Genomic DNA, 17,199 nt, shown 5'->3' with positions numbered 1-17,199 from the left:
ATGCAGTATATTTTAGATTGTGTGACTTTACTTTTGAATGTCGTTCTTTGCTTTTATTTATTATATGGGAAATATCCTGTTCGTTCCACCCACATGGTAAAACGAATCTTGCTGATCACAGCAGCAGTGATTTCAAAAGCTTTAATTGTGTATTTACAGATTTCACCACTGAATTTTATCTCAGGATGCTGCATTATTTTGCTAATAATTTGGCTGTTGTTTTCTTGCAATAAAGCTGCTTTATTTATGTATACAGCGTTATTTGCAATGCTCACATTAAGTGCAGATGCACTGGGTGTTATTGTTGTATCAGCATTTCACCAAAATACAATTTCAATAACATTAGGAACTACAGCGCTTGTCTGGCAACATCATATCTGGAACTGGATTCTCCAGATCGTCCTTACAAGAATTGCAAAGATTTTGATTCGTTCCAAGGAACAATTTAAGATCCGGTGGCACGAGGTCATGTTCTATGTGCTGGTGGTGCTGTTTGAAGTTGGGATTTTTGCATATTTTTCTGCTACAGCACAGGAAAAATCCTCCGGTTGGGCTATGCTGTTGTTTTTAGCGGGATTCTTAGGACTGGATTTGTATATTATTTATATATTCCATAAAATTTCTCAAATGCGGGAGAAAGAACGTCAGACTGACCTGATGCAGCAGCATCAGCAGCTCCAGCTGCAAATGTACCGGGAATTACAGAAGCTCTATCAGCAGACATGTGAAACGGCGCACGATATCAACCGTCACATTACAGCCTTACAGGCATGGATCGCGGGAAAATCCACACGGGATGGGGAACAATATCTTTCCGATCTGTCCGCGGCGGCGAAGCAACTACAGCCGAGAATTCGGAATCAGAATGCAATTTTAGAGATAATCCTGAATACAGCCGCTCGGCGCTGTGAACAAGAGGCGATTCAGCTCAGTCTGGAAATTGAGGATTTTCCCATGGAATTTTTGTCCGATATGGATACCACGACAATTTTTTCTAATCTGCTGGATAATGCCATAGATGCGTGTATGGAACTGGATCGTTCGGTAAAACGAATTGAGGTGGTTTTGTGTCAGAAGATGGGACTTCTTGCCCTACGAATGACAAATACTTGTCAGGCAGCAGCGGATCTTTCTCCGCGGCAATGGCATTCCACCAAAAAGGATCATATGGGAATTGGCTTATCCAATGTGCGGAAAACTGTGGAAAAATACCATGGTGTGGTATCCGTCAGGACGAAAGAAGAATTGTTTCAGGTTTCCGTGACGATTCCGATCAAATCTTGAAATGCCGGCAGGAAAGCCGGTATTTTTTTGTCCGTTTGACCATTTGACGTAAAAAAACGACCATTTGACGTAAATCTCTTGTATTTCCAAATCAGGCATGGTATACTGCATGTGCAAGATATCTTGAAATTATGAACAGGAGGTCATGAAAATGCGAGAGAAGAAAAGCTTGAAAAAAAGTTTGCTGACAGGTGTTGCTATGGCTGCAAAGAAAACTTCGCAGATCAGTGCCGGACAGGCTTGTATGTGGTGGGACTATGAACCGAAAATGCCGAAGTCTGTAAAGAAGCTACGTAAATTCTGATGCTGGAACATTTGTCTAAAAGGTTTGCAGGGAAATTAATCTGTGCTGGAATTATTTCCGAAGCAGATGCAGACGTGTACGTGTACGGATTTTTTCAGGGCATGATGCTGCTTCTGAACGTGATAACGACGTTATTGTTGGGCATATTGTTTCAAAAGCTTCTTCTCTGCATGTTGTTAAATGCAGCATACATACCAATTCGGATCAGCGCTGGTGGTCATCATGCAGACAGTCCCTTTCGATGCTATATCAATTCTACCATCATGATTGCGATTTTGCTTGCGGTAATTAAGTGGATTCCAATTAATCCGATTGCATCCGTTATTTTACTTGTGGTTGCAAGTATTGTCATCTGGATTCTGGCTCCGGTGGAAACGGAAAATAATCCATTAGATGATACAGAACAATACGTGTATCGTAAGCGAACAAGAATTGTTCTGGGAATTGAAGCGGCGGCTAGCATATTCTCTTTAATCTTTTTGAAAGAACAGATTGCCGCAACAATTGTACTGGGATTGTCTACAGAAGCATGGATGATTATCATCGGTGTTGCGATGAATCATAAAAGAAAAACAACAACTATATGAACGTAAAATGCAAGGCTTTATATCTATACTTTGGGTATAAAATCTTGCATTTTTTGAAACATGGGTTGTCGAAAAAAGTATATAACATGAAAATTAAAAAGGAGGATATTGATGGCTAAAAAGTTAACACGCACATTAGCCGGAGTCATGTCTCTCATGTTTGTCGGACAAATCATGGTTTTTGGTGACGGTGCATCTCAAGGCATTCTGCACGCGGATACTATCGCTTCTGCAGCAGAAGCAATTGAAGGCATGAAAAATGCTGATCAGTTGGCGGAAGAATTTGAAGAAGCGACAAAGGGACTTGGCGAGGTAGATTATTTTGAGCTGCCGGAATCGGTTGAGCAGAATATCATGACGTATAGCAGCCGAACAGAAGCACAGGTTGAAGCTGAAACTGAGTCTGCATCTGATTTTACATGGGATTTCACTGCAAAATCATATATTCAGTATTTGAAAGAAGCAACAGGCGTTCAGGATACATCTGCCTTAACTATTACCGGTAAAGTACAGAAAGGTACAGTAAACGGTCATGCTGCTTCCGACAATACACCGATTTATGTGCGTATTTTTGACGGAGATTGGAATGAAATTGAAAGCTGGGAGGTTTCCGAAGGCGAAGAATACACTGCAACTGTAACTGGCTCCGGCGTGCATCATGTGAAGTTTGAGTGCGATGGTTATCTGCCGTTTTACCTGAAGGACTTCGGAACAGGTTCGTTCCAGATTGGCTCTGGTGATTCGCTGGATACGGTAACACTTGTGCCCGGTGATACGATATGGAATGAGGACAATGCAAACCAATGGAGCGACGATGTAATCAATAGCAGCGATTTGGCATATGTGCAAAGCTGCTACGGCGCTTATCGTGGTGATCCTGGATTTAATCCAAGTATGGATCATGATGGAGATGGGATTGTAGGCGATGCCGATTGGGATTATTTTTATAGATTGTATGAAGAACTCGATGAAAATGAGTTCTATGATATGAACCAGTTGGATATATATCAATATGACTTGGATAATAACGGAGTTATTAACTACTATGACTTACAGTTAAAACAGAAAGATACAGGTGCAACAGAGGCGGAACTGGCTGATTTTGCCAGCATTGTTAAATCAGCACGGGATTACGAGTCCCCTGCATTTGTCTATAACCATTACTATACAAATGATGGAAAGGTAGATGCAGAGGACTACAATGAAGGCATTGACAAAATAAATGAACAAATTAAATTGAGAGATCGCTCCAGCAATTACTATGAATACATGGATAAGGACAACAGTGGCATCATTGACGATTTCGATATTAATTGGTTTTCAGATGCTCAACCAGAAACCGGAAGTTTGGACTGGGATCATGCATTTAAGAGAAATCTGACAATGCTGTCAGACGGTATGTTCCCCTACAGTTTCAATCTTCATGATACCAATTTTGACCTGAACGGCTGCGCTCTTTATGTTGCAGATTGTATGTCCTTCACAACCGATATGCCGCAATTCTGGTCTGGAAACGGCGCAACATTGGATATTAACGGAGGAGCACTTCTGATTGAGAATAATCTGGTATTTCGTACCGCATCGCCGGATGGCTGGGGTGGTAATACCGGTCAGCTGATGAATCTGAACGGCGGTATGGTTGCCATTGGCAACTGCTTTGATTTTGGTCAGGCAAACTGCTATGATACAATTGAGTTGACCAATAGCGATGATACCTTGATGGTCGGTGGAAACTGGACATACATCACATTGACTGACATGGAAGGCAAATGGACAGCCGGAAATATCTGGTTCCTCGGACCAACATGGGAAGTAAACGAAGCTTCCGGCGATAAGTCTATCTATTCTTCTGGTACACAGACAATTTATTTTGGTTATGCAGGCGGCAAACAGACTGTTCTTTGGGACAACTGTGAAACCTACATTAACAATGAAGATGGTTCGCTGAATACAGAGCGCACGTTTAATTTTGGCTATGTGGATGAAGAAGGTTATTGCCAGGGTATTTATTTCCTGAATGATTTCACAGAAGAAAACTACTGGTTCAGACCATGGTTCCGCCCGTATGATATTCCGGATTACACCCTCTACCGTAAGGGCTGGGAGATTGGCGATGGTGTCCATATTGCAACTGGCAATTACACAAAATCTTTTACAGATTTGAGCGTAACTTCTCCTGGTGTCACTTCCGATTTTGTCCGCACTTACAATTCCATGAGTGATGAGGAAGGCAGCTTTGGTATTGGCTGGGATTTCAATATCGATGTGAGTAAGATCGTAATTCCGGCACAGGGTTACTATCAGGTAGTTCTTCCAGATGGATCTAACACCACATTCAAGGATGATGGAAACGGCGGATTTGAGTGCCTGAATGCACACAGCACCATGACAAAGTCCGGCAATGAATACACCATCACAAATGCCGCTCAGTCTCAGTATCACTTCAATGCAGACGGCGAACTGGATTGGGTCAAGGATGCAGAGGGCAATATTCTGACCATCTCTTCCATGTCCAACAACCAGAGAATTGTAACGGATTCCACAGGCAGAACTTACACGATTACTTACAATGGCAATAAAGAACATTCTCGCATTACAAAAATAGAAGATACCACAGCAGAACGTACTGTCACTTACGAATACAACAATGATTTCCAGTTGGTATCAGCAACCAGCGTTTCTGGCGGTACTGAAACATATGAGTATGATGGGAACGGCAGACTTTGCAAAATCACCAACTGCTACGATGAAATGACAGACCAGATCGTGTACAACGAGAATGGTTCTGTGAACTGGCTGACCAATGCATCTGGTCTGAAACAGGTGTATACCTATGATAAAGTACAGAAACAAACAGGACTGAAAGAGTATGATGGCGATACGCTTATCAAGACTTTTACATATGATTATGATGAAAAATATGCCGTCAAGACAAATACTGTTGAAACTGATGGTCAAACATACGACGTAGATAAAATCACCTATAACATGATTGATGACGAAAACAAGTATGACGAAATGTCTGAAAGCGTTGACATCATGGGTAATACGACAAAGTACGACCGTGATGCGAATGGCAATGTCATCAAGACCACCAATGCAGATGGCACATACACACTTGCCAATTACAATGATAAAAACAGTGTTATTGCAGAAGTTGACGAATCTGGGAATGCAACTATCAAAGCATATGATTCGAATGGAACTCGGCTTTTGAAAGAAGCAACCAGTCTGCATCCATTATCTCAAACTGATATCAATACAGTTACAGCAGACAATTTTGATCCAGTGAAGTATCTTGCAGCGAATGAGGCAAGTTATGCAATCACGAGTCATGAATATTATGCTGATAGTTATGTGAGTGGAATTGCAGGGTTGATTCGTGCTACAACCGACCCCGAAGGTAATGTAACTGAGTATGATTACTACAAGGATGGCGTTGGAAAAGGACTGGTAAAATCCAAGACACTGAAGGATGGAAATACTGTTGTAAATACAGTTTCTTATGAGTATAATGCACAACTTCAAGTGTCAAAGGAAACCACCAGTTTTGACATTTCCAAAAATCTTTATTCTGTAAAGGAATATGAGTACGATAAGTTCAACAATGTTACAGTTACTAGAGATTACGGAACGGGAAGCACACCGGCGACTACCGTTGCAGAATATGATTTGCTGAGCCGCAAAACTGCGGAGTATACACCGAATTATTCTGCGGATAAGAGCCACGGCAGCTTGACAACTTATTATCCGGACGGAAACAAAAAATCAGAAACAAATGCAGAAGGTAATGTTACCTCTTATGTGTATGATGCGTATGGACAGGTAATCAAGAAAACCAATCCAGACGGCACAATGAATCTGACGGCGTATGATGGTCTTCAAAGAGAAAAGGCAACCTATTTCCAAGCAGGCGAAAACGGAATCAAGCAGATTCTTACTGCAACATCCTATGAATTTGCAGGGTACAATTTCGACATTTATACGGCTCTTGATACATCAGCTTCTCACTCCTGTAAGGGACTGAAAACAACCAAAACAACCTACATTACCGAGGACAAACAGGTTATTTCCGAAACGCTGACCGATATCAAGGAACATACAATTTACGAAAAAACAAATGGTGAAACTAAGCGGACTAGTGCATACTATGCCAACGGGCAGCTTGCTCGTCAGACAGATGCATTGGGCAACATCACGAAATATGAATACGGTTATCTGAACAAGGTTACTAAGACTTACACACCGTTCAACACTAAATCAGATGGTTCTGTCAACTACTCTGTAACGGAAAATCAGTATGACAAGAATGGCAATGTAACGCTGGCAAAGCAAACTGTTCAAAAGCAGGATTCGGATACAGTAAAGTATAGTGTAACTGAAAATCAGTACAATGCACAGGGGTTGCTGACACAGGTAACACTCAGCGGAACAGGATCTTCTGAAAAGAATATCACCAAGTATTTCTACAACAATGGCGGTATTCAAACCAAGATGGAAACCGGTCTGAACAGTGCAAATGATTCTGACTACATGACCACGAATTATGAATATGATGCGTGGGGACATTTGGTAAGAACGACTGACAGCACAGGCTATAACTCTGGTGCAACAACCTATGATCTGAATGGCAATGTGCTGACATCAACTGATGCCAACGGCAATGTGACGACCAACACCTATGACGCTCTGAATCGTGTGTTGACAGCAAATACTGTTTGCAGTGATACTTCCAAAAATGTATCGAAATCTTATGTTTACGACAATATGGGAAGAGTGCGGAGTAAAACTGCCAATGGTGTACAGACAAGTTATCAGTACGATTCCTTGGGACGTGTTTATCAGGAACTTAGCCCAAAATCTTTTAAGGGCTATTTCTACGAGGGTGTATCTCAGTATGCGAAGGAGCAGCTGGTTGGTATTAATCATCAAACAATGTATTCCTCCACGCAATATGAATACGATGCTGAAATGCGTATTGCTCAGGTAAAGGAAAGCGGTAATTTGACTGCAACTTATACCTATGATGCAAATGGCAATAAGGTTTCTGAAACACTTGCAAATGGTGTGGTATCGACCTATTCTTATAATGGATGCAACAAGGTGACAAAACTTGTTACCAAGTCTGGAAACTCCGACATATCCAGTTATGAATATTCGTACTATTTAGATGGTTCAGATGCTTGCAAAGTACGCAATGAAAGTGGTATAATAGAGACAACATCCTACGAGTATGATGGGTTGAAACGGCTGACGGAAGAATCAGTTTCCAATGGCACAACAATGGACACCTATGCGTATGAGTATGATGACTACGGCAACCGTTCCAAGATGACGGCTACTGGTACGGAAGAATATGAGACTGTTTATGATTACAATGATGCAAACGGTAATTATACCGCCTTGCTGCAAAAGGAAACCAAGACAGTCGAGGAAACTTCCAGTGCTACAACTGCCAATGGACTGGCAGCCAGCCCCACAGAGCTGATTACCAACTCTACCGCAGACACCGGTACAAAAGAAACGGTATATTCCTATGATGCCAACGGAAATCAGATCACAAAAACCGCAGAGAGTAAGACAGAGATAAATACTTATGACGGTTTGAATCAGCTGATCGGATTTACCGATGGAGAGACAACAGCGAGTTATAAATATAACGCAGATGGACTGCGGACGAGTAAGACAGTCGACGGCAAGACAATCAATCATATCTGGGACGGCAACAAGCAGATTGTTGTGGACATGGATGACAGCGACTGGTACAGCGCTGAGGTTTATGTTCGTGGTACAAATCTGCTGGCGAAATTCAGCAAGCAGAGCGGCAATGTCAAGACGGATTATCAGTACTATACGCAGAATGCCCATGGCGATATTGTGAACCTGACCGATGAAACTGGTGCGGTTGCGAAGTCGTATACGTATGATGCGTTTGGCGTGGAGATAAATCCGGACACAGGAGATGTAAATGTATTCCGATTCTGCGGTGAGTATTTCGATACAGAAACCGGAACAATCTACCTCAGAGCAAGATACTATCAGGCTTCTATTGGACGGTTTATTTCAAGGGATAGTTATACAGGTAAAAATACAGACCCTTTGAGTTTGAATCTTTATACATACTGTTGTAATAATCCTATTTTTTTAATTGATCCAAGTGGAAACAAATATATTCCGGAATGGGCACAAGAATGGAACTCGTCTTATAACATATATAATTATGATGTTTCTAATCCAGCAGAATATCTACCTCCAACAAGTATAGAAGCAATGCCACAGGATGTCTACATGGAATATCCTGATCAATACGGCCCTTATCCTGCTCTTAAAGATTATTATAATGATGATGGAACATATTCATTGTATGATGATCAAAGGGGAAAAATATATGACGGTCCTTTTCATAGTCAAGTATTTGCTTATGAGCAGGAAAGCAGTCCAGTGTTAGGATATTCTCCAGATTCTAATAGTTGGGGGCTAAGTGCTGGTAAACATAGCTTTTCAGCAATGACAGGTGGTTGGGAATGGGAGCACTTTGAACTTTCCTTATTTGATATGGGGACAGCAGAAGCTGCTGCTGGTGTGTCAACAGATGGAATTGAAGCTTCAGCAATGGTATCTTTTTGGTCTCCTTCTGCGACATTGAAACTAGGTGATCTAGACATTACATTAGGTTTAAATTGGATGGCTGCAGGGGCAACATTAACTGCAAGTAAAAAGGGCGTTAAAGTTGGTGTTGCTGATGTGTTTGGAGTAAATCTTGAATTGAGATGGTGATATTTGTGTTGAAAAAGACAAAAATGGCATTTGTTCCGGTAGTAAATTTAATTTTAATGATTGTTTTGATTTTCAAAATCACTTTTTCCGAAATTGACTACAAGAAGAAAATAATAATGGTTATTAAAAGCTTTATGTGCCCTGCTATAGGAATCGTTTTTATTGGATCATTATTTGAGAATGTTACTACTGAAAATATCAAAATGATTTGCAGTGGATTGATTTACATGTACTTGCTCCCATTGATATGTGACCTTATTTTGATTTACCGTTTTAATAAAATGTTGTAAAATCATAGAAATAGCATTAAAAACAGTAAATGATATACAGACTTGCTTCGGAAAGAAACTAAAATATTTGAAAATGATTTCGATGCTGCAACTGCAAATGATTTAGCTAGTAGCTCATTGGATTTGGCAAATGTTTTTTATGAAGATACTGGTGTTGAAAACAATGAGTATGCCTATGATGCCAACGGAAATCAGATCACAAAAACCGCAGAGAGTAAGACAGAGATAAATACTTATGACGGTTTGAATCAGCTGATCGGATTTACCGATGGAGAGACAACAGCGAGTTATAAATATAACGCAGATGGACTGCGGACGAGTAAGACAGTCGACGGCAAGACAATCAATCATATCTGGGACGGCAACAAGCAGATTGTTGTGGACATGGATGACAGCGACTGGTACAGTGCTGAGGTTTATGTTCGTGGTACAAACCTGCTAGCGAAATTCAGCAAGCAGAGTGGTAATGTCAAGACGGATTATCAGTATTATACGCAGAATGCTCACGGCGATGTTGTTAATCTGACGGATTCCACAGGTGCAATTACGAAGTCGTACAAATACGATGCGTTTGGTGTCGAGCAGAATGTCGATGATGCGGATGATAATGCGTTCCGGTACTGCGGTGAATATTTTGATGCAGAAACGGGTACGATTTATCTACGTGCACGGTATTATGATCCGAGTATGGGTAGGTTTATTTCACGAGATAGTTATGCTGGTAAAATCAAAGAGCCGCTGAGTTTAAATTTGTATACATACTGTGAAAATAATCCCATTTTGTATATGGACTCAAGTGGACATAATCCTGCAATTCCTTATTTTGGATATCTTCTCTTAGGCGCTATTTCTATATGTGCATTAACAATTAGTGCTCAGGTTGTAAGCAATCCTCAGACACGTCAATCGCTGACTGATGCATCAAATTCAATTAAATCAAATTTGTTTAATAGCTTAAATACTATAAAATCAGCAACGCAAATTCCTGAAATGGATGGGAAAACATCAAACACTAAGTCAAAATTTTCTACAGCTTATGATTCAACAGCCAACCCCTATCTTTCCAAGTGGTCTGATTCTTTTGAAAAGGCAAAGGAAAATGTTAAAGAAAAAGATATCACAATAACATCAAATAAGAAAAAGTATGACCCTGTTATTTTTCCAGAAAATCCTGATGATTTTAATCCGGTTGGAATGCAAAAATATCCGTATCCAACACCGAATGGGATGATTTATAAATGGGGATATTGTAAACAAACAGCAATATTTGAATGGGATGAGGACTATAAAAATGGATCGCATTATCATTGCATGATGCCAGAATGGAATAACAAACATGATGAAAGTGAAGAATCACATTTTAAGGCAGGCATGGTGATGCCAGAACCATGGGCATCAATGTACAGAGGATATTAATTTTTTATAATAATTTTCATGAGCTGACAAAAAGGAGGTTATGTTGATTTGATAGTTGATTATAGAAATTCGTATTTAATAAACCACATTAGTTTACATGATTTTGAATTTAAAGGGATAAAGCACGATTACGAAAAAAAATATATAGAGTTAGAAATAAAAAAAAAGAGTGCGGAGACAGTCCCATCTTCTTTAAGTTTTCAGGACGTGTTGTATTATGAAATGACTTGCTGCAAGTTTTGGGGAAGTGGTCATCATATAATTTGTTGTAATTTAATGGATACGACAAATATTTATGATAAACTTTTAAGACTTGAACAAGTTGAATATGCAAAATCAAACAGCATCGACAGGAGTCCAATGAATTTATTGGAATTTATAGGAGTGGAAATTTGGCTCAATTCTGGAGATAAATTAAAAGTGATTTGTAAAATCTTTGAATTTGATGATTTCTTGATTTGAAAAGTGTTTGAGTTTTAACTTTTGAGCCATGATTAACTATTTACATTAAGTAAACGGCAAAACGACCAACCACATTTGGGATGCAAACAAGCAGATTGTGGCAGACATGGACGAAAGTGACTGGTACAATGCCGAGGTCTATGTTCGTGGAACAAATCTGCTGGCGAAGTTCAGCAAGCAGAGCGGTAATGTCAAGACGGATTATCAGTATTATACGCAGAATGCGCATGGGGATATTGTTAATCTGACAGATGCTCAGGGTGCGATTACAAAGTCGTACAAGTATGATGCGTTTGGTGTCGAACAGAACATTGATGATTCGGACAGCAATGCGTTCCGTTACTGCGGTGAGTACTATGATGCGGAAACGGGTACGATTTACCTGCGGGCACGGTATTATAACCCGACGATTGGTAGATTTATTAGTCGCGACTCTTATGCTGGCGAGAATACTGATCCACTTAGTCTAAATCGCTACACTTATTGCGCAAATAATCCGATTTTCTATATTGATCCAAGCGGGAAAACATACTATTATTTTTACGGTAAAGATCAGAAAACTGCATATGAAATCAATAGTACTCAAATAAGGCGAATATATGGAGAAGATGTTCAAGGTATTTATGTAAACTCCGATTTAGATTTTTCTAGTGCTTGGAATAGTATAGATATGACATACTCTGATAGTGTAATAATCAATTTACATGGAAATGAAGATGGCGTTGCAAATATGAAGTTGGATGAAATGGATTCAAAAGAAATAGGTTATCTTTATCTTTTGTCTTGCCAATCAGGACATCAAGATGTTGAAAATAATGTAGCATCTCAACTTTTTGATCACTCAAGTATTAATGCACTGGTAGCTTGCGATGGAAAACATTATCGTGAACCTATAGGTGGAACAACAGTCGTTCATTCTGTTCCTGGCGATAATATATTTAGGTTTATAAAAAATGGTAATTTAGGTAACTATAGAGTTTCTCAAGGATTTGTGTTGTATACTGAACATGATAAAGCAACACAAACTAAATCATTGGGACATGTTTTTCCTTCAATAGTAAATATGATCAGTCAAACAAAGAAGGAATATGAGAAATCGGAGAACCATAAAACATTTAGTCACGCATCAACGGGAAATGAGTATTATGACAATTGGCGAAGTCGAACAACAATGCCGTAATATTATAGGTGATTAGAATGCGTAAGGTTATAAAGCGTACGGTTTTTTCTTTGACTATCATTTTTATTATTATAATGGTTAGCATTAAAAGTTGTACTAGGGATATTTACTCCATGAGTCAACTTGAAGAAATTTTGCCAATAAATTTGTGTAGTAATGAAGTAGAATTAAAAGGTAATTTTGTGGAAGATTACGTTGTAGAAACAAGGCTCGTTTTATTCTATGAAATAACTGATTCAGAATTTCAAAATAGAGATTACTATCAGTATAAAATTGACTATAATCCACTTCCTTCATATGATAAAGATAATAAATACAAAGAAGAAATTAAAGATTATCTTTTAAAATTTAATTTAAATAGTGAAGAAATCACTTATGTTAATTTTGTTTTTAGTCAATATCAAGGAATAGAATACGAAATAAGAATCTATGTTTTTTTGAAGAATAACGATGAGTCAGTTTATAGGATTGTATTACTCACTGATATCCCATCTAGATTAAATGTACAATTTTAAAATACAAATTGCCCCCCGATCTTACTGCATATATTTCCGTCAATGAAACTGTAACAACAGACATTGCGAACTTTCTGAACAATGCCAACATATCCTTAAGTTGTTGGCGTTGACTATCTGAAACCCCAATGCACCAAAGAATAAAAGACTCTAAGAGAGGAGTTGAAGTACATGAAAGAAGTTGAAAAACAACTAATCACAAAAATCATAACCCAAGACTTCGGAATCTCCATGCACCTAAAAGGCAGTCACTACATCGAAGAAGCTGCCATTTTGGCACTTCAAGATTCAAGCATTTTTGTAATGCAGATGTATCAAACCATAGCAGAAAAGCACAACAAAAGTGTTGCCAGCATCGAACACACCATACGTTATGCCATTGAAATCACCTATGACAAAAACAAATTGAATCACTTCTTTCCACATTCCTTCGGTCGGCCTTCCAATTCTGAGGTGATCTGGACAATTGCTGAAAACGTCAAAAGGGGCATGTTGATTCACAATATGTGTGCGGTGACTTGTTCAATAAGCGCAAGTTAGCCGCAAATCTGAGGTGAAAGATCAGCTTCTTCAAGCGAATTCTACCGATTGAATCAACTCAAAAGGAAAAACATGACCAACGATCTAACCTTCGGTCAGTTCATTTCTGAACAAAGACAAAAGCATTCTATGGAAAGTCAGGAGCTTGCAAAAGCGCTTGGGATTTCAGGCGCCTATCTTTCTCAATTGGAACGAGGTGTCCGGACGAATCCCAGCACAGAGCTTCTGGACAAAATCGCAATGGTTTTGTGTCTGAACAAAATTGAAACAGAAACGTTGTACGATCTGTATGCAAAGGTAAGCGGGCAAATTAGTCCTGATCTTGCCGTATATGTTTCCTCCAGTGAAACAGTGCGGCAAGCACTGCGGACTGCCCGTGATGCCGATGCAACAGAGGAAGATTGGAAACTATTCATAGAACAGCTGAACAAATGAACAATAATTTTGCGGAGCAATCCGCAAAATTATTGCAGTTGTTTTAGCTAGGTAGTTAAAATTGAGGTGAACGAACAAATGTGAAAGAAAGGCAACATAAATCACAGCATCAGGTACGTTGTCCGTTTTGTAATGGTAGGTTATTTGATATTGTGACAGATGAAAATTTGGCACAGCACTATGTGTCCTGCATGGTTGTAATCAAATGTTGGAAGTGCCGTCAAGAAATCAAAATCATATATTCTGACTTAGTACAGACACCACGTATATAAAATATAGAGTAGGAGTTTGACAAGCAGCTTTTAAAGCTATTGTCAATTCCTACTCTTTTTTGTTTTCGGAGAAACTCCGTTCTGCTTTAAAAGCGGGATGGAGTTTTTTATGCCCTTTTTTCAAGTATGGCAGTGCAGCATTGCCAAGTATCCATAGCCTTCGTTTGATTTAAAACCTTATATATCAAACGGAGGTGAGAAAATGAAGAAAAGCACAGTTCGTATTTATGATACAATTTCAAAAGAATATGTTGACATTGAAGTCAGTGAGGAAGTCTATACATATTACAATAGGTCACAATGGAATATGGATGACAATGATGATTCGTTCTATAAGCATGAAATTCAGTTTTCAGCGTTAATTGGCGGCAATGATGGTACGTTTGAGAATTTCAGAGAATTTAGAATTGAAAACAGCGTTGAAAAAGAGGTGATAAGTAAGCTTTTCACGGAAAAGCTTTATGAATGTCTCAATTTATTATCAGCATCAGATCGTCAACTGATAGAGATGCTGTTTTTTGAGGGGAAAACAGAACGAGAATGCGCAGCATACTATGGCATCAGCCAGAAAAATATCAACAAAAAGAAAAGGAGGATTCTGTGCGATCTGCACAAACTTTTAGAAAGTATAAAATAAAGGGTATCAAATTCCCGACTTCTTCCCCTATACAAGCGAAAGGAGATAAAAATCGAATTTCATGTATCTTGAAAATTGAATACACAGCATCGGGAATACATGAATCCTGCGGGCGGAATAAACCCCGTCAGCCGCAGAAGCCATACGCCACGACCTCAAAAGAGCGAGCGAGAAATATGCAGCTTCCAAATCCGGAATAGCTTTTCGGAACGGCGATGAAACGCAGGAGGATAATGCTACTTCCGTCCAGTCATAGCACCCCTTGGTCGGGGAATCAGGCAATGAGGGCGGCTCCGGGAGATCCTCGGAGGGATGAGATTTCCATGAGACTGATACGCTGTCAGTCGTTTCCGATGTTCCGCCGTGACGGGTGTTAAGAACAAATATCACGGAAAATCGTCTGAGGAATCAGACGAAGGCAAAACGTTAAAGTTATACCGCACTGTTTTTTGCTAAGGCAAATCAAATCTATCAGTGCGGATATAACGCAAGTGCAGGAGCATTTTTTCCTGCATTTGCGTTATATATAATGAATTGGAGTGTGGTAAGTTGAAAGAGAAGTTAAGCTGGAACGAAATCAGAAATCTGATTTTGCATAGAAGAAAAAAATTTCATTACGGCGAAAATTGCCGAAAATGTATCTGGGCAGATACAAGATCGGGAAAAATTTTATGTTCCAGGTACAAATGTGTAAAGGAAAGAGGAAAATGAACAAGTACGGACAAGCCGAATATGCCTATGGGATTCTCCGACAGATTTCAGAGAAACTGCTTGCCGAGGGAATTCTGACAGAAGAACAACTGAAACAGCTGAATGCGCTAAACAAAGAGGGCTGCTTTCGTCAGTTCTGCACAGCTTTAGCGGCGTGATTTCAGTGGGTTTGATGATACCAATTTTCAAGAAAAAGTGGTATTGTATGTAGTGAAAAAATCAGATTGGAGGGAGCAAAGTGAATCCAAACGTAACGGTAATTCAGCCGACAATTACATTGGAACAGGAGCAGAAAATCCGGGCTGCAGCATATTGTAGAGTCAGTTCCGATTCCACAGATCAACTGAATTCGTTCATGACGCAGATGCGGTACTATGAAAATTTCCTTGCTGATAGTAAAACGGAAACATTGATTTCGGTATACGCTGATGAAGGCATAACGGGCACCCGAATGGATAAACGTGAGGAGTTTCAGCGGATGCTCAAAGACTGCCGCAGAGGTAAAATTGATCGTATCATAGCAAAATCAATAAGTCGTTTCGCACGGAATACCAAGGAATGCCTGACCGTTCTGCGGGAACTAAAATCACTTGGAATTACGGTACTTTTTGAGAAGGAAAATATCGATACGGCGAATATTTCAGATGAAATGATGATCACGCTGATGGGTGGTCTTGCGCAGGAAGAGTCGGTATCGATTTCCCAGAATATGCGGTGGGCAAATCGAAAACGCATGGCAGATGGAAGTTATAAAATCTCCTGTCCGCCCTATGGTTTTTCCATCTGCAATGGACGATTGGAAATCAATGAAACAGAAGCAAAAATTGTCAGAAATATTTTCACATGGTACTTAAGCGGCTATGGAATTACGAAAATCGCAAATATACTGAATGATTTGAAAATTCCAAGCAGTATCAGTAAATCGGCGTGGTCATTTTTTAGCGTGAAATATATTTTGACGAACGAGAGATACATTGGCGATGCGGTTTTTCAGAAGACGTATAAAACGACAACTTTGCCATATATGAAGAAAATAAATCATGGAGAGTATGAAAAATATTATGTTTCTGGAATCAATGACGCCATTGTGGATAAGTTAGATTTTGAAAAAGTGCAGGAATTGCTGGCGATTCGGGGACAAAAAGCACAATCTGCATGCTGTGAACATCCGCTGTCCAGAAAGCTTATCTGCGTTTTTTGCGGTGCAACTTTTAAAAGGAAACGCTGTCGTGAAAAATATTACTGGGTATGTAGAACGCACAATGAGAATGCGGAAAAGTGCGGCGGACAGCGGTTGCCAGAATCAAAAATTTATGAAATGTTTATGCGGGTTTACAATAAGCTGAAATCGCAATACAGCATGATTTTTCCTCCTATAATTTCACAGCTTCAGGAGCTGAAAAACCGCAAATTCAGCGGCAATCAGCAGTACATGGAGATTGCAAAGGAAATCGCCAAACTTAAGGAGCAGAATCACGTACTTGCCCGGCTGAAAACAAAAGGATTTCTGGACGAAGCAAAGTACCTTGAGCAAATTGCTGAACTCAATTCCAAGATTAACAAACTCAGCCGTGAACAGCATAAAATCGTGCGCTCCGATGATGAGGACGATATGATAGATCAAATCAAGGATATCGCTTCAATCATTGAAAACGGCATGGAGCTGATGACGGAATTCAATGAGATCATGTTCGAAAGTCTGGTTGAGAAAATTATTGTGATTAACCAGAATGAACTGGAATTCCATCTGTACGGCGGTCTGAAATTTACTGAAAGGCTGGTGTAAAAT

At 39.6% G+C, this 17,199-nt stretch carries 13 protein-coding genes; all 13 read left to right on the top strand.

Annotated features, from left to right (window positions below):
• The 13 genes from RUMCAL_RS05125 to RUMCAL_RS05070 all read left to right on the top strand — a co-directional run bounded on the left by RUMCAL_RS05125 (position 1) and on the right by RUMCAL_RS05070 (position 17,196).
• Positions 1-1,284 carry a sensor histidine kinase gene (locus RUMCAL_RS05125; protein WP_040647093.1) on the top strand — a complete coding sequence of 428 codons (1,284 nt, stop codon included), beginning with the start codon at positions 1-3 and terminating at the stop codon, positions 1,282-1,284.
• A gap of 151 nt (positions 1,285-1,435) precedes the next feature.
• Positions 1,436-1,588, top strand: coding sequence for a cyclic lactone autoinducer peptide (locus RUMCAL_RS14985; RefSeq protein ID WP_169725985.1), 153 nt, complete (start codon positions 1,436-1,438; stop codon positions 1,586-1,588).
• Complete coding sequence (locus RUMCAL_RS05120) at positions 1,588-2,175, top strand: accessory gene regulator B family protein (RefSeq protein WP_021681540.1); 588 nt, start codon at positions 1,588-1,590, stop codon at positions 2,173-2,175. The genes RUMCAL_RS14985 and RUMCAL_RS05120 overlap by 1 nt, the downstream gene beginning before the upstream one ends.
• A gap of 111 nt (positions 2,176-2,286) precedes the next feature.
• Entirely contained in the window at positions 2,287-8,952 is a 6,666-nt protein-coding gene (locus RUMCAL_RS05115; protein WP_021681538.1) for an RHS repeat-associated core domain-containing protein, read from the top strand.
• Between the two features lie 332 nt (positions 8,953-9,284).
• Positions 9,285-10,658 carry an RHS repeat domain-containing protein gene (locus tag RUMCAL_RS05105; protein WP_021681536.1) on the top strand — a complete coding sequence of 458 codons (1,374 nt, stop codon included), beginning with the start codon at positions 9,285-9,287 and terminating at the stop codon, positions 10,656-10,658.
• 48 nt (positions 10,659-10,706) lie between these two features.
• Complete coding sequence (locus RUMCAL_RS05100) at positions 10,707-11,120, top strand: hypothetical protein (protein ID WP_021681535.1); 414 nt, start codon at positions 10,707-10,709, stop codon at positions 11,118-11,120.
• 106 nt (positions 11,121-11,226) lie between these two features.
• Positions 11,227-12,300: an RHS repeat-associated core domain-containing protein gene (locus RUMCAL_RS05095; protein ID WP_021681534.1), complete on the top strand. Its 1,074-nt coding sequence runs from the start codon at positions 11,227-11,229 to the stop codon at positions 12,298-12,300.
• 113 nt (positions 12,301-12,413) lie between these two features.
• Positions 12,414-12,815 carry a hypothetical protein gene (locus RUMCAL_RS05090; RefSeq protein WP_156902425.1) on the top strand — a complete coding sequence of 134 codons (402 nt, stop codon included), beginning with the start codon at positions 12,414-12,416 and terminating at the stop codon, positions 12,813-12,815.
• 171 nt (positions 12,816-12,986) lie between these two features.
• Positions 12,987-13,355, top strand: a complete 369-nt coding sequence (locus RUMCAL_RS05085) for a sporulation initiation factor Spo0A C-terminal domain-containing protein (protein WP_021681532.1) — start codon at positions 12,987-12,989, stop codon at positions 13,353-13,355.
• A gap of 72 nt (positions 13,356-13,427) precedes the next feature.
• Positions 13,428-13,790 carry a helix-turn-helix domain-containing protein gene (locus tag RUMCAL_RS05080; RefSeq protein ID WP_021681531.1) on the top strand — a complete coding sequence of 121 codons (363 nt, stop codon included), beginning with the start codon at positions 13,428-13,430 and terminating at the stop codon, positions 13,788-13,790.
• Positions 13,791-14,264: 474 nt separating this feature from the next.
• Positions 14,265-14,699 carry an RNA polymerase sigma factor gene (locus tag RUMCAL_RS05075; RefSeq protein ID WP_021681530.1) on the top strand — a complete coding sequence of 145 codons (435 nt, stop codon included), beginning with the start codon at positions 14,265-14,267 and terminating at the stop codon, positions 14,697-14,699.
• 707 nt (positions 14,700-15,406) lie between these two features.
• Positions 15,407-15,568, top strand: coding sequence for a hypothetical protein (locus tag RUMCAL_RS15395; RefSeq protein ID WP_156902423.1), 162 nt, complete (start codon positions 15,407-15,409; stop codon positions 15,566-15,568).
• 80 nt (positions 15,569-15,648) lie between these two features.
• Positions 15,649-17,196, top strand: coding sequence for a recombinase family protein (locus RUMCAL_RS05070; RefSeq protein ID WP_021681527.1), 1,548 nt, complete (start codon positions 15,649-15,651; stop codon positions 17,194-17,196).
• Positions 17,197-17,199 lie beyond the last annotated feature (3 nt).

This window comes from Ruminococcus callidus ATCC 27760, assembly GCF_000468015.1.
In the GTDB taxonomy this organism is placed as follows: domain Bacteria; phylum Bacillota; class Clostridia; order Oscillospirales; family Ruminococcaceae; genus Ruminococcus_C; species Ruminococcus_C callidus.
The sequence above is the reverse complement of the archived record's forward strand: the minus strand, read 5'-3'. Positions and strand labels throughout refer to the sequence as shown.